Source organism: Phycisphaeraceae bacterium (assembly GCA_019636555.1).
Lineage (GTDB): Bacteria > Planctomycetota > Phycisphaerae > Phycisphaerales > UBA1924 > JAFEBO01.
On record JAHBXH010000001.1, the window covers coordinates 1825490 to 1844302 of the forward strand.

Annotated in this window: 15 protein-coding genes; 7 read left to right on the plus strand and 8 right to left on the minus strand. The window is 62.8% G+C overall.

All coding sequences use genetic code 11. From position 1 onward, the window contains the following. The first annotated feature begins 7 nt into the window (after positions 1–7). Complete coding sequence (gene asnB, locus KF691_07590) at positions 8–1882, plus strand: asparagine synthase (glutamine-hydrolyzing) (protein MBX3389304.1); 1875 nt, start codon at positions 8–10, stop codon at positions 1880–1882. Between the two features lie 22 nt (positions 1883–1904). Here asnB and KF691_07595 read toward each other — a convergent pair whose 3' ends face one another. Further along, positions 1905–2417: a GNAT family N-acetyltransferase gene (locus tag KF691_07595; protein MBX3389305.1), complete on the minus strand. Its 513-nt coding sequence runs from the start codon at positions 2415–2417 to the stop codon at positions 1905–1907. Positions 2418–2549: 132 nt separating this feature from the next. On the opposite strand from KF691_07595, the gene KF691_07600 reads away from it, so the two are divergent. The 4 genes from KF691_07600 (at position 2550) to metF (ending at position 6922) form a co-directional block, all read left to right on the plus strand. After that, positions 2550–3206, plus strand: a complete 657-nt coding sequence (locus KF691_07600) for a hypothetical protein (protein MBX3389306.1) — start codon at positions 2550–2552, stop codon at positions 3204–3206. Positions 3207–3306: 100 nt separating this feature from the next. After that, positions 3307–4299, plus strand: coding sequence for a metalloregulator ArsR/SmtB family transcription factor (locus KF691_07605; protein MBX3389307.1), 993 nt, complete (start codon positions 3307–3309; stop codon positions 4297–4299). Between the two features lie 72 nt (positions 4300–4371). Next, positions 4372–5886, plus strand: a complete 1515-nt coding sequence (gene ahcY, locus KF691_07610) for an adenosylhomocysteinase (protein ID MBX3389308.1) — start codon at positions 4372–4374, stop codon at positions 5884–5886. An 85-nt stretch (positions 5887–5971) separates the two neighbouring features. After that, complete coding sequence (metF, locus tag KF691_07615) at positions 5972–6922, plus strand: methylenetetrahydrofolate reductase [NAD(P)H] (protein MBX3389309.1); 951 nt, start codon at positions 5972–5974, stop codon at positions 6920–6922. 33 nt (positions 6923–6955) lie between these two features. Here metF and KF691_07620 read toward each other — a convergent pair whose 3' ends face one another. The 3 genes from KF691_07620 to KF691_07630 form a co-directional block, all read right to left on the minus strand. Further along, complete coding sequence (locus KF691_07620; protein MBX3389310.1) at positions 6956–7501, minus strand: hypothetical protein; 546 nt, start codon at positions 7499–7501, stop codon at positions 6956–6958. A gap of 19 nt (positions 7502–7520) precedes the next feature. Next, complete coding sequence (locus KF691_07625) at positions 7521–7997, minus strand: hypothetical protein (protein MBX3389311.1); 477 nt, start codon at positions 7995–7997, stop codon at positions 7521–7523. A gap of 61 nt (positions 7998–8058) precedes the next feature. Further along, a complete protein-coding gene (locus KF691_07630) occupies positions 8059–8487 on the minus strand; it encodes a hypothetical protein (protein ID MBX3389312.1) in 429 nt (142 codons plus the stop codon). A 151-nt stretch (positions 8488–8638) separates the two neighbouring features. Between KF691_07630 and KF691_07635 the strand changes: the two genes are divergently transcribed. Then, entirely contained in the window at positions 8639–9250 is a 612-nt protein-coding gene (locus KF691_07635; GenBank protein MBX3389313.1) for a hypothetical protein, read from the plus strand. Positions 9251–9254: 4 nt separating this feature from the next. Beyond that, positions 9255–11240, plus strand: a complete 1986-nt coding sequence (locus tag KF691_07640; protein ID MBX3389314.1) for a serine/threonine protein kinase — start codon at positions 9255–9257, stop codon at positions 11238–11240. Between the two features lie 189 nt (positions 11241–11429). Here the strand turns inward: KF691_07640 and KF691_07645 are convergent, their stop codons facing one another. From KF691_07645 to KF691_07660, 4 genes are all read right to left on the minus strand, one after another. Then, on the minus strand, positions 11430–12908 hold the full coding sequence (locus KF691_07645; protein MBX3389315.1) for an efflux transporter outer membrane subunit: 1479 nt from the start codon (positions 12906–12908) through the stop codon (positions 11430–11432). Next, positions 12901–16071: a multidrug efflux RND transporter permease subunit gene (locus KF691_07650; GenBank protein MBX3389316.1), complete on the minus strand. Its 3171-nt coding sequence runs from the start codon at positions 16069–16071 to the stop codon at positions 12901–12903. The genes KF691_07645 and KF691_07650 overlap by 8 nt, the downstream gene beginning before the upstream one ends. A 3-nt stretch (positions 16072–16074) precedes the next feature. Continuing rightward, positions 16075–17328 (minus strand): efflux RND transporter periplasmic adaptor subunit, encoded by a 1254-nt coding sequence (locus KF691_07655; protein ID MBX3389317.1) that lies wholly within the window; start codon positions 17326–17328, stop codon positions 16075–16077. Positions 17329–17522: 194 nt separating this feature from the next. Then, the gene (locus KF691_07660; protein ID MBX3389318.1) at positions 17523–18653 is read right to left on the minus strand and encodes a hypothetical protein; all 1131 of its coding nucleotides are present in this window, start codon (positions 18651–18653) and stop codon (positions 17523–17525) included. Positions 18654–18813: the final 160 nt, after the last annotated feature.

Sequence of the window (18813 nt, forward strand, 5' to 3'; positions counted from 1 at the left end):
CCGATAGATGGATCGCGTGTGTGGCATCGCCGGGATTTTCTCGACGGATGGTGTGTTGTCGTCGGCTCGAAGAGAGGCGGTCGAAGCCATGCGCGATCGGCTGGCGCATCGGGGGCCGGATGGTGCGGGCTTGTGGGAGGGGCCGGGCGCGGCGCTCGGGCACCGAAGGCTCGCGGTTGTTGACTTGAGCGCCGCCGCCGCGCAGCCGATGACGACCTCGGATGGCCGATTCGTCATCTCCTACAACGGCGAACTTTACAACGACGCGGAGATTCGACGGGATCTGTCGGCGAGCGGCGTTTCGTTCCGAACCGTGAGCGATACCGAGACGATGTTGCAGGTGCTCGCAACATGGGGCGCCGATGGACTTCGGCGCTGCCGCGGCATGTACGCTTTCTGCTTTGTCGATACGGCGCGCCATGTCGCGATTCTCGGGCGCGACCCGCTCGGAGTGAAACCGCTTTACATCGCCGAAACTGCCGCGCGTGTCGGGGAACCCGCGTCGTTCGGATTCGCGAGCGAGCCCGGAGCGTTCGTCGCGATGCCGGGATTCGAGATCCAGCCCGACGGGTTGGGCGTCGCGGCGTACCTGACAACTTCGCGAACGACGTTCGCCGAACGCACGATGTTCCGGGGAGTTTCCATCGTCCGTCCCGGCCAGATTGTGCGGGTGAACTACGCCGGCGACTCGCTGCGCGTGTCGGTGCAGGAAGTCGGCGAAGCGGGTAGCGTGGCACGGGATGTCGCGCGAGTGGTGCGCGAAAGCGTGATTACTCACCTGCGGAGCGATGTACCGCTGTGCGCATTGCTCTCGGGCGGGCTAGACAGCTCGATCATCGCGGCGGTGACGTGCGGAGAAATCGCTCGAGAAGGAAAGCTGCGTACCTACTGCTCCGGTGCGCGCGGCGCGACGGCTCCCGGCGGTGACGATTTCGCCTTCGCGAGGCTGGTTTCGGAGCGTCTCGGCACGGCGCACACGGAAGTGCCGGTGACGCAGGATTCATTTGCGCGCCTGTGGAGCGAGATCGTCAGCGGGCAGTTGGTGCCGCTCAGCACGCCGAACGAGGTGGCGATCTATGAGGTCGCGCGCGTGCTGCGGAGCGAAGGGCACAAGGTCGCGCTGAGCGGCGAGGGCGCCGATGAATTGTTCGGGGGGTACGACCTGGCGCTCGCTCAGAGCGCGCGGTTTCGTGACGGGTCGCATGCGCTCGTGCGGAATCATCCGGCGCTCGGGCCGGGCGCTTTCGAGCTGCGCGCCAACGCGTGGTTGAGCCCGGATGCGTATCACGACGTGTTGACGCCGCAGTTCCTGACGAGAATTGGCCGGGGCGACGAACTGACCGAAATCTTCGAGCGCGAGTTCGCGGAGAGCGCCTCCCGCGCGCAGGAGCGCGGCCACGACGATCCGCTCCAGGCGCACCTGTGCTTTCAGCAGCGGATGAATCTCTCTGGTCTGCTTCTACGGCTTGACTCCGCGACGATGTGCGCCGGCGTGGAGGGGCGCACTCCGTTCGCGGATGCGCGGGTGCGCGCGATCGCGGAATCGCTGCCGATGTCCGACAAGTTCGATGTGCGGGGCGATCGTGTCGTGAGCAAGACGAAGATCGCATTGAGGCGGGCGTTTGCGGGAATGCTGCCCCAGGAAGTGGTCGCCCGCGAGAAGGCGAGTTTTCCGTTGCCGTTTCAGAATTGGATCGGGTGCGCCCGACGCGCAATGCTCGAGAGCGAGGCCTTGCGCGAATTCGTGCGGGAAGACGCGATCCAGACGGCGGCAGCAAATCCCTCGCAGTATTGGCACCTCGCGTGGCCGATCGCGAATCTCGCGCACTGGCTCGAAGCAATCGAAAACACGCGCCGACCCACGGTGCCTCTCGCAGCGTGAGGCTCGGCGATTTCTTCGCGCCTCACCGTGTCGTATCAGCAAGTCGCTGCAGCGCGTGCTCATCCATGCGCCAGACGTGCCAGCCCGACATCTCGCGCGCGCCGAGCGTCTTGTAGAAATCCTGCGCGGTGGAATTCCAATCGAGCACCGCCCACTCCATCCGGCGGCAACCCCGTGCCCGCGCGATCGATGCGAGTTCGACGAGCAGAGCCTTCCCGATCCCAAGACGCCGCGCGTCGGGACGGACATACAGGTCTTCGAGATAGAGCCCCACGGCGCCCGACCAGGTCGAGAAATTCATGAAGTAAACCGCCGCGGCCTGAGGGGTGTCGTTGATCTCACCGATCAGGGCCTCGGCGCATGGGCCGCGGCCGAAACCCATGCCGAACAGGTATTGGCGGAGCGATGGCTCATTGGAATGGACGGCGTCGGGCTCGCGCTCATAGGTCGCGAGTTCCTTGATCATCGCGAGAATGAAGGGTACATCGTCCGGCCGGGCGGGTCGGACGCGCAGATTCGGCGTGAGATCGGGCATGCCGGAGAGTACGTCATGAATGGGGCGCGGGGCGGCGGATGGGCGAAAGCGCGATGAATTCCGGTCGCGTATTCTGTGCGACCGATACATCTGCTCGGATCGGGTTTTCAGGATTGTCAGGAGCCGATTTCTATGTCTCGTTTTCTACTCATCGTGTTGCTGTTCGTGGGCGCGATCGCTCTGGGCGGATGCCAGGCCGAGCGCAACTTGAGTCTCGTGCGCGAGATGGGCGATCGGAATTACTCGCTCGGCGACTATCAAGCCGCCCTCGGCGACTATCAGGAATACATCACCCGCAAGCCCGACGGCGTAGAAGTTCGGTATTCGCTGGCGATGACCGAGATGAAGCTGGGACAGCCGCAGCTCGCGCGCGAGCAGTTCTATCAGTGTCTTGCAGTTCATCCGGACAATCAGGACTACGCGCAGGGGCTGGCGGAGGCTCTGCTCGCGTGCGGTGAGCGCGAGGAACTCATCACGTTTCTGACTCGCGAAGCACGCGAGCGCGGCCGGCCGGGAGACTACGAGCGGCTCGGTCACTACCAGTTTCTGCTGGGTAACGTGGACGAAGCGAAGTTGGCTCTGATCACTGCGGCGAAACTCGAAAACCCCAAGACGATCAAACCTCAGATGGCCCTCGCCAACCTCTATCAGAGTCTCGGCGACAAGGAAAGCGAATTGAAGAGGCTGCGCATGGCCCTGTATATCGAGCCCAAGAATCAGGAGATCCAGAAGCGGATCCGCGAATTGGGCGAGGTTCCGGGTCCTAGCTACGTCCTGCGACCTGAGTGAGCCCAAGGCGTCTTCGGTTCTCTTTCCGGCTCGTTTTGGGGTTTCCGAGACGAATTTGACGCCGCGCCGGGTCCTTTCTACCATTCATCCGGATAAACGGATGAAAGAACGGATTTCGGACATTCCCGTCGCGACGAGACTTGCGGTACTGGCCGACAGGACGCGGCTTCGGCTGCTGCGCGTCCTGGAAGGGAACGAATTGTCCGTCGGCGAGCTCGCACAGGTTTTCCAGAGCCCCCAATCGACCGTGAGCCGGCATTTGAAGGTTCTGGCCGACGCCGGCTGGGTCGTGAGGCGGAGCGAGGGGACGGCGACGTTCTACCGCATGGTGCTCGACGATCTTCACACGCCCGCGCGGGCTCTTTGGTTGACGATCCGTGATCTCGCCGCGGGAACCGATCGGGCCGAGCACGCGGAAGATGCTCGCCGTGTCGCGGCAGTTCTCGATGAGCGCCGAACGGACAGTCAGGCTTTTTTCGGTCGAGTCGCGGGCGAGTGGGACGCCGTGCGGCAGGATCTCTTCGGTTCACGGTTCACTCTGCATGCTCTGCTCGAATTGCTTTCGGCTTCGTGGGTGGTTGCGGATCTCGGCTGTGGCACCGGCAACATCGCGGAGCTTCTCGCACCGATTGTGAAGCGCGTGATCGCGGTCGATCAATCCGGGCCGATGCTCGAAGCGGCGAAGCAGCGACTCAAGGGCGTGAAAAACGTCGAGTTTGTGGAAAGCGAACTCTCGAGTTTGCCGCTGGCGGATGGCAGCGTGGACATCGCGGCCTTCGGCCTGGTGCTTCATCACGTCGCCAAACCCGAGCTGCCGCTCAAGGAAGCCGCCAGAATTCTGCGGACAACTGAGGCAGGGGTTCCCGGACGTGTGCTCGTTTTGGACATGGTCCGGCACGATCGAAGCGAATATCGGCACTTGATGGGGCATCAGCACCTCGGGTTCTCGAGGGAGGACATCGAATCTCGCTTTGCACTCGCCGGCCTCCAGCCGATGAGTTTCCGCGAGCTTCCGGTCGATCCGGATGCGCGCGGCCCGGGGCTGTTTGTGGCCACGGCGCGGGCGGGCGTGCGGGGAAGGAAATCAAACTGAAAGATTCCCGGGCGGAGTGCCGCGGGACAGACGACGGATTGCAGTCTTCACACAGTTGCAGGAGCGGATGGAATGACGAGCATCGCGACCAAACCCAAGACACTGACGAAAGCCAGCACCAAGCACAAGCTGGCGACCCTTGATTACAAGGTGAAGGACATCAACCTGCACGAGTTCGGCCGGAACGAGATCCGGCTGGCCGAAACCGAGATGCCCGGGCTGATGGCGATCCGCGAGGAATACAAGGGCAAGAAGCCGCTCAAGGGCGCGAAGATCATGGGATCGTTGCACATGACGATCCAGACCGCGGTCCTGATCGAAACGCTCGTCGAACTCGGCGCCGACGTGCGCTGGGTTTCGTGCAACATCTTCAGCACGCAGGATCACGCCGCCGCGGCAGTCGTCGTTGGCAAGGACGGAACGCCGGACAACCCGAAGGGTGTGCCGGTGTTTGCGTGGAAGGGCGAAACCCTCGAGGAATACTGGTGGTGCACCGACCAGGCGCTCATGTGGCCCGACGGCACCGGCCCGAATCTGATTCTCGACGACGGCGGCGACGCGACGCTGCTTGTCCACCGCGGTGCGGAGTGGGAAAAAGCGGGCAAGGTTCCGAAGTTCAACGAGAGCAAGGACCCCGAAGAGTGGGGCTACATCCTCGCGCTCTGCGAGCAGCAGCAGAAGAAGAACCCGGGTCGCTGGACCAAAGTGATCAAGGACATCCGGGGCGTTTCCGAAGAGACGACCACCGGCGTTCACCGCCTCTACCAGATGATGGAGCAGGGCAAGCTCGCGTTCCCCGCGATCAACGTGAACGACAGCGTGACCAAGAGCAAGTTCGACAATCTTTACGGTTGTCGCCACTCGCTCACCGACGGCATCCTCCGCGCGTCCGACGTGATGCTCAGCGGCAAGATCTGTGTTGTGCTCGGCTACGGCGACGTGGGCAAGGGCTGCGCGCAGTCGCTGCGCGGGCAGGGCGCACGCGTCATCATCACCGAAATCGACCCGATCTGTGCGCTGCAGGCGGCGATGGAGGGGTATGAAGTGACGACGCTCGAAGATGTCGTCGAGCGCGCCGACGTCTTCATCACAGCCACCGGCAACAAGGACATCATCACCGTCGATCACATGGCGCGGATGAAGGACAAGGCGATCGTCGGCAATATCGGTCACTTCGACAACGAGATCGACATGGCCGGCCTGAAGAAGTACAAGGGAATCAAGACGATCAACATCAAGCCGCAGTACGACGAGTGGGTCTTCCCTGCCTCGAAGGGCAAGCCTGCGCACAGCGTGATGATCCTTGCCGAAGGCCGGCTCCTCAATCTCGGCTGCGCCACCGGCCACCCGAGCTTTGTGATGAGCTGCTCGTTCAGCAACCAGGTGATGGCGCAGATCGAGCTGCACAACAACGCGGGCAAGTACGAGAAGAAGGTGTACACGCTCCCGAAGCACCTCGACGAGCGCGTCGCTCGTTTCCACCTCGACAAGCTCGGGGTGAAACTGACCAAGCTCTCGAAGGATCAGGCGGACTACCTCGGTGTTCCCGCGGAAGGCCCCTACAAGCCCAATCACTATCGCTATTGATTCGATGCCCGGGTGCGAGAGCGTCCGGGCTTCTTTGAGTGTCCTGCGGGCCGAGGAACGGCCCGCGAGAAGCGAGTACCGCACGATGTGGGCGAATTCCATCAAGCCCGGCCCCGCCGATATCCGCGATCTCTTCGCGCAAAAGCGCGCCACCTTCAGCTTCGAGTTCTTTCCGCCCAAAACGCCCGAAGGCGCCGAAGAGCTTTACAAACACATCACCGATCTCGAGCAGCTGCGCCCTTCCTTCGTCAGCGTGACCTACGGCGCGGGCGGCTCGACGCGCGATCTGACCCACAACCTCGTCGTGCGGATCAAAACCCAGACTCCGCTCGACCCGATGCCTCACCTCACCTGCGTCGGGCACGACGAAAAGCAAATCGATGAGATCCTTCAGAAATACGCCGAGGCGGGCATCAACAAGATCCTCGCGCTCCGCGGCGATCCGCCGAAGACCAAGGACTCCGTCAACGGCCAGGACCCCTACAAGCACTTCAAGCAAGCTTGCGACCTCGTCCGCGCCATCAAAAAATTCAACGACTCGGGGCGCCATCCGAACAGGCGCGGCTTCGCCATCGCCGTCGCCGGATTCCCCGAAGGCCATCCCGACACGCCCAACCGCGTGATCGAGATCGAGCGCATGAAAGCCAAGTGCGATGAGGGGGCCGATTTCATCGTCACCCAGCTCTTCTTCGACAACCACGACTTCTTCGACTATCGCGACCGTTGCGGGCTCGCCGGGATCGATCTTCCCATCATCGCCGGCATCATGCCGATCACGTCCCTCCCCGGCATGCGCAAAATGGCCGAACTCGCACTCGGCGCGCGCTATCCGGCGCCTCTGCTCCGGGCGCTCAACCGAACCGGCGGAGATGAAGCCGCGGTCCGCCGCGTCGGCGTGCACTGGGCGACCGAGCAATGCCGCGACTTGCTCGACCACCGCGTCGCGGGCCTTCATTTTTACACGCTCAATCGCTCGACCGCAACGAAAGAGATCTACGCCACGCTGGGCGTTCAGAACAGCCTCGATCTCGCCTGACACTCGCGGCCAGCGATGGCCCGCTCGTTCGTTCTAAATCGCCTGAACCGCATCGCCCGCTGGCTCGAGCGCCGATGGCATCGCGCACTGCTTCAGACATTCGCTCAGCCATCGAATGCCCTTGCCTTCGATGCCCGATGTGAGCGTGCGCCCGCTCGGGCCGGGCTGAGAATCGAGCAACTCGCGCAGCAGCGAATCGGCCTGCGCCGTGGTCGCCGGAACGGTGCGCCACGAGTGGAGCGTGCGCGGCACATTGAGATCCGGGTGATGGAGACACACCATCCGCTTCATCGAATTCTGGTTGATCGCCGCGAAATACCCCGCCTCCCAAAGCCACCAATCGCGATCGAGCGAGCGCTCTCCGAAAACCAGGAGCAGCCAGTGCGCCGATCGGAGCATCTCTCCCGCGCGGGCGTGCCAGTGCTGATCAAGCTGGAAGCCGGCGGAGTGCGAGACGATCACCGTGCCGCCCCCGAGCCCGTCGAGTGCATCCACAAAGTCGCGCACGGCCTTCGTGCTCCGACCGAGCGGATGGCTGATGTGGATTCGAAGCGAACCGGCGCCGGGGCGGAGAGTCATGGGGTCGATTCCTTGCGGGCTAGGTCGAAGTGGAACTGAGAGACGCACCCGAAGCCGACTTGAGGCGCGACGCGACTTGAGGCGCCGCCGAATTCGTCATCCGAAGTGGGGCGGTCGAACGTGGGGAGGAAAGCCTGCCGACATCCTCCGACGTCGCGAGCTTTTCCGCGATGCCCCGCAGAAGATGCGAGAGCGAAGCCGACCGGATGGAATGATCGACAACCTCACTCTGCCTCGGCGGGCCCAGCCCGAGCAGCAGCCAGTTCGCCGAAATGTCAAAGCCGCGGACGACCGCGATCAGGAACTCGATCGAAGGGTGACCGTTGGATAAGTATCGGCGCACCGTCTCGGGGTGCGTCGAAGTTCGAATTCCGATGGCGCGGCAGCTTTGGCCCCCGAGCGCCGATTTCAGCCGTTCGCGTATCGCGTCGAGTGAGCAATCGGTAACCGTCACATGTCCCCGGGTGATGCGCAGGTTTGTTCGAGAGAGCGGCACGCTGACTCCTGTGTGTATGTGGCGCGCCCCATCGCGAGCCACGGTTTGCGGCAACGCGAAATCACGAAGCGAGATCAACTTGGAGCGAAAGAAGCGCGTCGGTCAAAGCCTCTTCAATGTCCGGGTCGAGCTTGGTCGCTTCTTGGTCCAGCAGTTTCAAACAATGCACAGTCACGAGCTGCGCATTGAGAACGTCATACTTGTTCACTCCAGATCGCACGCCGTAGGCTTCGTACGAAAGGACGAACTGGAGAGCCGCATAGTCCGCTTCCGAGATCGAGCCATCAGCCGGAGGTCGTGATTCGTCGCAGTGCACGACGGAGCACAGTTGGTGAAGCCATGACCAGAGATCGTCGAGTGGATCGGCAGTTCCCCCCGCGTACGGCGTCGGCACGCCGTTCTCAGCAACCGCCGGCAAGGAGAGCCATCCCAGGTGACCAATGCCGAAGCAGAACGCCAAGAACACCCGAACGAGGAGGGTTCTTCCCATAACAAATCTCCATGTGTCCAAGAGGCGGGAGCCTCAGAGACATGGAGTGGGCGGGACAAACCGGGGTCGTGTGACACAACCGTGTGGATTTCGGATAAGATTTCCACATTCCTGTGGAGGGGCGGGCGTTATCGAAAGTTGAGTCCGTCTGATGGGACGCTTCGCGAGCAACACAGGTCCGGAACCAGAAAGGCCGGTAAGCGGCCCGGGCGATCCGCTCGACCGAATCCGGACGGGCGATCGCGATGCCGCGGCAGAATTTCTGACCCGCAACGAAGCTCTCATTCGGCGCCGCTACCGCCAGAAGATGGGCCGGGCGATGCGGCGGCTGTGCGATTCGCAGGAACTCGTGTCCACCATCGCGCGACGCTTCGACAAAATGGTCAGCGACGGCGAAGTGCGGGCCGCCAGCGAGCGCCAGTTGTGGGCGCTGATTTTTTCGATCGGCGATCACGCGCTGGCGGACAAGGGAAGGATTCTGCAGCATCTCGAGCGCGTGGAAGGACCGGATTCCGACGTCGCACGGGAATGGCGCATCCGCTTTGCCCGAGCCGAGCGGTCCGGCCCCGACGGTATGGAAGGCGAGCTCGATTCCATGCTCCGCTCGCTCGAAGAGCCGATCGACAGGCAGATCCTCACGATGTGGCTCATGGGAATCGAGCAGCAGGTCATTGCGTCGGAATTGTCGATGGAGCCCGCGGCGGTGCGCAAACGCTGGGAGCGGATCCGATCAAGGTTGCGGGTCAGTGCAGAGCAGGAATAGCACTATGTTGAAACTTGTTTCCGTCAAGCAGGATTTGTCCGATACCAACGCTTCCGGGGTCGCTCGGTTGCTCGCCGCGTCCTCGTATCTCTCCGACGGCGAACTCGCCGATGTCATCGTGGAGAATTGCGGCTCGATCGATTCGCTCGATCTCGGCCTGTTCCTGAGAGCGATTCCGGATCTCGAATCGCGGCCGGTCGCGCTCGACGCCGCAATCGAGGTGACGCTCCAGTCGATGCGACGCTCCGGCGCGGAAGCGGACGAAGCCGCCGCGACTCTTTCCCGTCACTATCCGATGCTCGCGACCGCGATCCGGACCGCGCACGCGCTCGGGCAGGCCATGAGCAGCACCACGTCACTGGCGATGGCGAGTTCCGAGCGTCAGTCCTTCACGCTTCCGTTTGATGTCGGCCCCATTCTGGCTTCGGGTAGGCCGCGGTATCAGTTGCACCAGTTGCTGGGAATCGGTAGCGAAGGGGCAGTCTATCTCGGCCAGGACCGATCTCTGTCCGAACCGGGAAGTCCGGCGTGGGTCGCGATCAAGCACGTCGGCCCCGGCGCAGCATCGGAGGAGGCGGTTCGAGCCCGAAAGGTGCTGCACGCCAATGTCGTACGGGCGCTCGACCGCGTGCCCGGTCCGGATGGTTCGTGGATGCTCGTGTTCGAATTTGTCCGAGGGGGTTCGCTCGAAAAGACGTGGGGAGGAAAGACTCTGCCCGATCGCGAGCGTGCTGCGGCAGAGTTGTGCGTTCAGATCGCAAGGGGTGTGCAGGCGGCGCATTCGGCCGGTTTGATTCATCGCGACCTGAAGCCGGGAAACGTGCTTCTTGCGGACGACGGTACTCCCAAAGTGTCCGATTTTGGAATCAGCCACAATCAGGCGAACAGGGAGATTTCGGATCGCTCCGGTTCATTGGGCTTCATGTCGCCGGAGCAATTCCGTGGTATTCAAGCGACCGTTCAAGACGACGTCTACGGACTCGGCGGTCTGTTGTATTGGATGCTGACGGGCAACGGGCCCAACGGGACCACAAAGCAGGCGGCAACCCAACGGCTTGTCGGTGGGGTGAACAACTCCGACCTCGCGCAAAGCCTTTCTCCCTTCGACTCGGATCTCGCCGCAATCTGCCTCCGAGCGCTGTCGATCGAACCGGAAGAGCGATACTCCTCGGCGGATCGCATGGCGATGGATCTCGAGCTGTGGCTCGCCAAACAGCCATTGCAGTGGACCAGGCCGACGCTCGCCCGCCGGTACCGGCTCTCGGTTCGCCGTGCGCCGATTGCGTGGGGAGCCGCCGGGATCGGCGTGATCGCCGTGATCGCGATCGTGTTGATCGCTGGCTACCGTGTCGGCAATGCCGAAGTCGCGCGGGAGCGAGCGACGATCGAGATGCTGAGCCAGCGGAACAGCGAACAGCAGCAGCGGCTTCAGACCGCGAACCTCATGACTGCGCTCATGTCGAAGTATCTCCGAAATGTCAGCGACGATGATATGGGGGCGAATTGGGTACACATTCTGACTTTCATCGAATCGATGATGGGATCGCGGTCGAGCGCCGATCCAACCGACACAGAACAACTCTGGTTGAGCCGAGTGAGAGTCGCCAAGAACGCGATCGCCGAATCCAGAGCCAAAGGGCACGGAGATGACCTTGAGCCTTTGATGCTCGAATCTTCCTTGTGCTTGTGGCTGCTCCGGACAAAGAACGGCGAGGAAGCACTCGAGCATCTGGATGCAATCGAACCTCGTTGGCGAAAAATGCTCCAGCCAGATGACGAGTGGTTTATTTTCATGGATGTGTTCCGCCGGTGCGCGGAGATGCTCGTTGTGGACTCGAATATGCCCGATGCAAGTGAACGGCGAGTCGCTCTTTATGCAGCCGCGGTCGATCGATCGAAGACCTTGGGTCAAACCGGCAGACCGGTGCGCATGCTTCTCGAAAAGCTCAAGCCAATCGCCTACCCGGATTCCGCGGTCACAGTGCCCTAAAGCCTGTCCGATCGATCCGCACAACAGGGGCTCGCTCGCCGGGTTCGTGTGGCGCCCCACGATCGTCGCACGCGCCTTGCGGATTGCACTTGCATCATGAGCGATCGAGTTCGGGTACTTCCCGATTTGCCAGCGGAGGGGCGCGGGGCGTTCAAAGTCAACAGTGTCCAACGCGGAGCGACGCCCATCTCAATTGGCGTTGGTTCCGCTCTGCCGCGAAGAGAAAATCTCCACCGGCGGCAGCGGCTCCGCCTCTGTATTCGGATTCCACCCGCCGCCCAGCGCCTTGTACAGCCGCACAATCGCCGCGAGCTGGCTGAATCGCACCTGCGCCAGCGTGTTCTCCGCCGGGAACAACTGCTGCTGCGCCTCGAGCACTTCGAAGTACGAAGCCTTGCCCGCCGAGTAGCGCTTCATCGCGACTTCCACCGATTCGGAAAACGCCCGGACGCTCCGCTCCTGTTCGGTACGCACGTACGCGAGCTTCTCTCGATCAGTCAGGCCATCCGAAACTTCGCGGAGCGCGACGATCGCCGTCTTCTGATAGCCAAGCCGCGCTGCGTCCCATTCCGCCTTGCGCTGCGCGAGCTGCGCTTCCAGCTGCCCGCCAGTGAAGAGCGGACCCAGCAGATTGCCGCCCGCGGACCACGCGGTCGAGACCGGATCGAGCAGATCCCCCAGCGAACTGCTGACCTTGCCGAAATACGTGGTCAGACCGATCCGCGGGAAGAAGTCCGCCTGCGCGACGCCGACCGCGGCATTGGCGGCACGCAGCCTCTGCTCCGCCTCGCGCAAATCGGGCCGGCGCTCGAGCAGCTGTGATGGAATGCCCGCCGGAACCTCCGGCGGCGTTGTCTGCTCGGTCAGCCTCGCGCCGCGTTTGATCGGTCCCGGCGTTCTTCCAAGGAGCACGCTGATCTCGTTTTCCTTGAGCGTGATCAGCCGCTCGAGATCGGGGACGCGTGCGGCAACCGACGCTAAAGATGCTTCCGCGCGAGAGGTTTCGAGCCGCGAACCGGCCCCGCCCTTCAAACGCTGGGTGAACAGCTTCAGGCTCTCGGCGAACGATTGCTCGGTCCGGATCGCGATCTCGCGCTCGAGATCGAGTTCGAGCAGCTGAAAGTACGCCGTCGCGATTTCCGCGAGCACCGTGATTATCACGGCGTTCTTGGCCTCCTCGGTTGCAAGATACTCGGCGAGCGCCTGCTCGTTGAGCCTCCGAATCCGACCCCACACGTCGAGTTCCCACGCCGCGCCGATGATGCCAAAGCCCGTGCCCCCTTGCACTCCGTTGTTCAAAACCGGCGTGCCGACGAAATCGTTGCGGCCGCCCGCGAGCGCCGCCTGATAATTCACAGTGGGGTAGTAGAGCGATCGGGCTTGCGCCGCGAGTTCGCGCGCCTGCTCGACCCGGGCGACGGCAATGCGCGTGTCGAAGTTGTTCGTGAGTCCCTCGCGGATCAGTTCCTGAAGCACCGGGTCTTCATAGATATCCCACCAGTTTGTCTCGGCGAGCGACTTCTCCTGAGGCTGCGCCTGCCCTCGGAAAACTTCGGGCGAAGCCGTCTCGGGCCGCTTGTAATCGGGCCCGACCGGGTGGCACGCGCCAATCGCGCAAAGAGCAGCGATCGCGATCAGAACTCGGGGATTGAGATCCGTCTTATTCATGGGCTTTCGCCCCCGTGGACGAACCGGCGCTTTCAACCGGCGGGAGAGGCTCCTTCGGTTTGTCGCCCCGGATCCGTTCCACCATGTAGAAACCGGCGGGGATGATGAAGATCGCAATGAGCGTGGAGAACAGCATGCCCCCGATCACGGCCGTGCCCATCACCTGACGCGAGATCGCGCCGGCGCCCGACGCGATCGCCAGCGGTACGCAGCCGAGCACGAACGCGAACGAGGTCATGAGAATCGGGCGCAGGCGCAGCTTCGCGCCGTCGAGCGTGGCTTCGACAAGCGGTTTCCCCTCTTCATAGTTGAGCTTGGCGAACTCGACGATGAGAATAGCGTTCTTCGCCGCGAGACCGATGAGCATGACCAGGCCGATCTGGGCGTAGATGTTGTTCTCCATCTCGCGGATGTACAGACCGGCGAACGCGCCCGCCACCGCGATCGGCGTGCTCAGAAGCACCGAGAACGGAAGCGACCAGCTTTCGTAAAGTCCGGCGAGAATCAGGAAGACAAACAACAGCGACAGCGCGAAGATCACACCCGCGCCGACGCCCTTCTGCGCCTGCTGCTCCTGGTACGACATGCCCATGTAGTCAAACCCCATCTCGGGCGGCATCGTCTCGGCAAAGACTTCCTCGAGCGCCTTCATCGCTTGCGCGCTGCTGTAACCCGGCGCCGCCGACGCGTTGATCTGCGAGCACCGATACAGGTTGTACCGCATCGTGAATTCGGGTCCGACCGAAGGCCGCGTCGAGGTCACCGCGTTCAAAGGCACCGGCTGCCCCACGCTGTTCCGTACGTAGAACTGCCCGAGGTTCTCGATATTCGTTCGATAGTCGCCCTCCGCCTGCACATACACCTGCCATTGACGACCGAATCGGTTGAAGTAATTGATGAACGCGCCGCCCATGAAGGCCTGCATCGTCTGGAAGACTTCCGACAGATCCACTCCCTGCTTGAGCACCTTGTCGCGGTCCACGTCCGCGTAGATCTGCGGCACCTTGAGCAGCGCCGTCGAGATGACGCTCGCCAGTTCGGGCCGCTTCCGCGCCTCCGCCATGAACTTCTCGGTGTTTTCCGCGAGGAAATCGACCGTTCCGCCCGCCCGATCCTCGAGAATGAACGTCACCCCGCCGGAGGTGCCCACGCCCGGGATCGCCGGCGGCGGGAACGCGAATCCGATGGCCGCGGGAAACGAAGACAAAATGCGCGTGAGGTTCCGCTTGATGGCGTCGTAACTCTGCGCCTCATCCTTCCGCTCCGACCAGGGCTTGAGTGTGATGAAGAAAAACCCGCTATACGTGTTGTTCACATTGCTGAAGAGCGAGAAGCCCGCAACGGTCGTCACATGCGCGACGCCCGGCACTTTCAGCACTTCTTCTTCCGCCTTGCTGAGCACCGCATCGGTTCGTTGCAGACTCGCGGCATCGGGCAACTGAATCGCCGCGAAGAGATAGCCCTGGTCTTCGTCCGGCAGGAACGACGGCGCGAGCTGCTTGCCGAACCAGCCCGCGGAGAAAGTCATCAGGCCCAGAAGCAGGATCGCCAGGATCCACCGCCTGATCAGCAAGTGGCAGACCGAGACGTATCCGTTCGTTGTCGCCCCGAAGGCCCGGTTGAATCCGCGGAAGAACAGCGCGAGTGGTCCGCGCCCTTCCTTCTTCGGGCGCAGCAGCATCGCCGCGAGCGCAGGGCTCAGCGTCAGCGCGTTGAACGCCGAAATGATGACCGAGATCGCGATCGTCACGGCGAACTGCTGATACAGCCGGCCGGTGATACCCGGGATGAAGACCGTGGGGAGGAACACCGCCGAGAGAATGACCGCGATCGCGACCACGGGCCCCGACACCTCCGACATCGCCTTGAGCGCCGCTTCCTTCGGCGTCTTGCCTTGCTCGATGTGGTGCTCCACGGCTTCGACGACGACGATGGCGTCATCGACGACGAGCCCGATCGCCAGCACGAGCCCGAACAGGCTCAGCGTGTTGATCGAAAAACCGAGAAGCGGGAACACCGCAAATGTGCCGATCAGCGAAACCGGCACCGCCATGAGCGGGATCAGCGTCGCGCGCCAGCCCTGAAGGAAGATGAACACCACGAGGATGACCAGGATGATCGCTTCCCAGAGCGTGTGCTCGATCTCGACGATGCCCTCGGTCACCGCGAGCGTCGTGTCGAGCGCCACGACATACTGCATGTCTGGCGGGAATCGCTTTGCAAGGTCGTCCATCAGCTTGCGGGCGTTCTGTGCCGCCGCGACCGCGTTCGAGCCCGGCAACTGGTAAATCGCCACGAGCGCCGCGTTGCCGCCGTCGAGCCGCGCTTTTTGCGTGTAGTTCTGCGCGCCCAGTTCGATCCGGGCGACATCCCCGACCCGCACGAACGAACCGTCGGTCTCGGCCCGGATCACGATCTTGGCGAAATCTTCCTCGGTTTCAAGGCGTCCCTGCGAGCGCACCGCGTACGTGAATTCCTGGCCCGGCGGGATCGGGTCCGCCCCGATCTGACCCGACGGGTTCACTGTGTTCTGCTGTTGGATCGCGTTGACGATCTCCGGGACCGTGATGTCCAGTTTGGCAAGCTGGTCCGGCTTCACCCACAGCCGCATCGCGTACTGGCCCGCGCCGAATACCTGCACCTGCCCGATGCCCGGGACGCGCAGCAACTGATCGTTGATGTTGATGTACGCGTAATTGGCGAGGAAAGTCTGGCCGTACGTGTTATTCGGCGAAGTGAGCGCGAACAGAACCAGCGGGCTCGTCACCGATTTGATCACCGTCACGCCCTGGTTTATGACCGCCTGCGGCAACTGGCTGTTCGCCTGCGTCACCCGCATCTGCGCCAGGATCTGATCCTGGTTCGGATCGGTCGCGACGTCGAAGTCCACGTACAGCTTCATGTTCCCGCTGTTCATGTTCAGCGAGTACATGTACGTCATGTTGTCCACGCCGCTCATCTGCTGTTCGATCGGAGTCGCGACAGACTGTTCGATCGTGAGCGCATCGGCGCCAGGGTACGTCGTGCTGATGTAAATTTCCGGCGGCGCGATCTTCGGGAACTGCGCGATCGGCAACCGCAGCATGCTCACCAGGCCGATGATGACCATGATGATCGAGATGACCATCGCGACGATCGGCCGGTTGATGAAGAACTTGGACATGTGTTAGTGCTTCCCCCCGGTTTCCGCGGCGGCGGGCGCTTCCGCGGGAGCGGATGGCGGGCGCGTGGGGGGAGAGCTTGCTTTGGGCTTGGGCGCGTCGGCCTTGTCGTCCGCCGCGGCATCCTGTTCCTTCTTCGACGGCACGTACGGCTTCGGTGCCGCGACCATCCCCGGTCGCACCTTCTGCTGCCCTTCCACGAGAATGGTGTCACCGGCCTCGACGCCGGTGAGGATGATCCAGTCGCTGCCGATCCGCTCGCCCGTTGTGATGGGGCGGACGCTCACCTTGTTCTCGTGGTCGAGCACCATAATCTGATAGAGCCCCTGCACTTCGATGACGGCGCGCTGCGGGACCAGCAGCACATCTTTCTGCGTGCGCACGACCGTTCGGATCAAGCCGAATTGTCCCGGTCGCAGGATCCGGCGCGGATTCGAGAACGTCGCGGCAAGCCGGATCGATCCCGTGCGCACGTCCACCTGACGATCGGCGAAGAAGAACTTTCCTTTGTGCGGCCAGGTTTCGCCGTTGCTCAGAACCAGGTCGAATGCAAGATCCTTGCTCTTGGCCTCCATCTCCGCTTCCGACTTGTACTGAAGCGACCACCGGAGATAGTCCTGCTCGCTGATCACGAAGTACACCTTGATCGGATCGACCGTCGAAACCGCGGTGAGCTCCGTGCCGGTGGGGCCGACAAGGTCGCCGATCTGCGCGTTGGCGAGGCCCGCGACGCCGTCGATCAGCGACGTCACTTTGGTGAACCCGAGATTGACCTGCGCGTTCTCGACCACGGCCTTCGCTGCCGCGACCGCCGCTTCCGCCGCGAGTTTCGCCTGGATCGCGTCGTCAAGTTCCTGCTGGCTGATCGCCTGCTCCGCCGCCAGCGGGGTGTACCGGTTCACATCGATCACGGCCTTGCCCAGTCGCGCTTCCTGCTGAGCGAGGTCGCCCTTGGCCTGGTCGAGAGCCGCTTTGAAGGGGCGGTCATCGATGGTGAAGAGAACATCTCCCTTTTTGACGAACGACCCCTCGGTGTAATTCTGCGCGACCAGATAGCCCGTGACCTGCGCGCGAATCTTGGCATTGACATAGCCGTCGGTCGTCGCGACCCATTCAGCCCAGATCGGGACGTCGCTGTTCTTGACCTGCATCGTCAGCACTTCGGGGGGCGGGGGCGCCTTCTTTTCTTCCTTTGTGCGGTCGCAGGACGAGGCGACGAGTGCCGCGAGCGAGAGCAGGATCACTTTGTGCGCAGTCATGGAGTTCTCACGTGACGTGTTCGGCGTCGGCGCGATCATACCGAGTATTGGGTGATTGTGTCGGCGGCAGGAGGGACAGTTGGGTAGGTGGTCGGGTCGTGCGTGCGCCGAAGTCTTCCTGCGAGTTCAATGGAAATTCCGGGCGCGCACGATGAGCGGCTCGCTTGCTTCGAGTCCTTGCAGACGCGAAACGATCACGTGCACAACCTCACCTTCGCGCTGGACCTTTCCGTAAGCGACAGCACGTTGGCGCGCGCCTGCTTCCGGTAGCACTCATAGACCTGACGCCACACAATCAGATTGGCGATGCCGGTCTCATCTTCGATCGTAATGAACGTCACGCCCGAAGCCGTTCCGGGGCGCTGGCGCACGAGCACCAGCCCCGCGACCGCGATGGGACAGTCGTTGTGACAGAGCTTCGCGTTGCGAAGATCGCCGCACGGGCGTACCTTGCGCGCTCTGAGCGAAGGACGAAGAAATTCCATCGGGTGCGACTTGAGCGAGAGACCCGTCGCGTTGTAGTCGAGCGTGGTATGCTGCTGCGCCGAGAGCGCGGGCAGTCCCGGCTCTGCTTCCGGTTCTTCCGCGCCGTCGAAGAGCGGCAGCTTGTCATCGCGGAGAAGCCGTGCGTTCCAGAGCGCTTCCTGACGCGAGAGATTCATGGAGCCGAAAGCATCCGCGCCCGCGAGCCTCCGGAAAGTCAGCGCGCTCGAGCCCGATTCGCGCCAGAGCGAAAGCAGAGACGAGTAGCGCCCACGCCGCTCGACCGCGGCGCGAATCGCATCGCCATCTTCTTTCCGCGCGCCCGCCACCAGCCGCATGCCAAGACGCAGCGCGCCGTCGGGTTCGACCGTGCAATCCCATGCGCTGTGGTTCACATCGATCGGCCGGACCACGACATTGTGCTCTTTGGCATCGCGGATGAGCTGCGCCGGCGCATAGAAACCCATCGGCTGGCTGTTCAGGATCGCCGCGCAGAACTCCGCCGGGTAGTGACACTTCAGCCACGCCGATGCGTACACCAATAGTGCAAACGACGCGGCATGGCTCTCTGGAAAACCATGCTCGTGAAACCTTTGATCTGCTCGAAGCAGCGCTCCGCGAACGATCGCGGGATCGCCCTTGCGTTTCCACGCCGCCATCGCGCGCCGCAGCTGATCCGCCTCGCCCGGTGTGAACCCCGCCGCCTTCACCGCGAGCGCCATGCACTGTTCCTGAAACAGCGGCACACCGAGCGTGCGTCCCAGCACTTCATCAAAAGAAGGATGAGGCGAGGGCGGAATCGGTTCTTCTTTGTTGCGCCGGCGCAGGTACGGATGCACCATGTCGCCCTGGATCGCCCGGGCCGCACGATCGCGACCTCGATGACGAGATCGTAAAACTCTTTCGGTTTCAGCCGCGGCAGCATCGACATCTGCGCCCGGCTCTCGATCTGAAAAACCCCGACGGTGTCCGCCTGCTGGATCATCGCGTAGGTGGCGGGAT

Excerpts from the sequence above, each read along its gene's own strand:
- metF (MBX3389309.1), top strand. The coding sequence starts at position 5,972 with ATGTGGGCGAATTCCATCAAGCCCGGCCCCGCCGATATCCGCGATCTC.
- asnB (MBX3389304.1), top strand. The coding sequence starts at position 8 with ATGGATCGCGTGTGTGGCATCGCCGGGATTTTCTCGACGGATGGTGTG.
- KF691_07630 (MBX3389312.1), bottom strand. The coding sequence starts at position 8,487 with ATGGGAAGAACCCTCCTCGTTCGGGTGTTCTTGGCGTTCTGCTTCGGC.
- KF691_07650 (MBX3389316.1), bottom strand. The coding sequence starts at position 16,071 with ATGTCCAAGTTCTTCATCAACCGGCCGATCGTCGCGATGGTCATCTCG.
- KF691_07660 (MBX3389318.1), bottom strand. The coding sequence starts at position 18,653 with ATGGTGCATCCGTACCTGCGCCGGCGCAACAAAGAAGAACCGATTCCG.
- KF691_07645 (MBX3389315.1), bottom strand. The coding sequence starts at position 12,908 with ATGAATAAGACGGATCTCAATCCCCGAGTTCTGATCGCGATCGCTGCT.
- KF691_07605 (MBX3389307.1), top strand. The coding sequence starts at position 3,307 with ATGAAAGAACGGATTTCGGACATTCCCGTCGCGACGAGACTTGCGGTA.
- KF691_07600 (MBX3389306.1), top strand. The coding sequence starts at position 2,550 with ATGTCTCGTTTTCTACTCATCGTGTTGCTGTTCGTGGGCGCGATCGCT.
- ahcY (MBX3389308.1), top strand. The coding sequence starts at position 4,372 with ATGACGAGCATCGCGACCAAACCCAAGACACTGACGAAAGCCAGCACC.
- KF691_07640 (MBX3389314.1), top strand. The coding sequence starts at position 9,255 with ATGTTGAAACTTGTTTCCGTCAAGCAGGATTTGTCCGATACCAACGCT.
- KF691_07595 (MBX3389305.1), bottom strand. The coding sequence starts at position 2,417 with ATGCCCGATCTCACGCCGAATCTGCGCGTCCGACCCGCCCGGCCGGAC.
- KF691_07635 (MBX3389313.1), top strand. The coding sequence starts at position 8,639 with ATGGGACGCTTCGCGAGCAACACAGGTCCGGAACCAGAAAGGCCGGTA.
- KF691_07655 (MBX3389317.1), bottom strand. The coding sequence starts at position 17,328 with ATGACTGCGCACAAAGTGATCCTGCTCTCGCTCGCGGCACTCGTCGCC.
- KF691_07620 (MBX3389310.1), bottom strand. The coding sequence starts at position 7,501 with ATGACTCTCCGCCCCGGCGCCGGTTCGCTTCGAATCCACATCAGCCAT.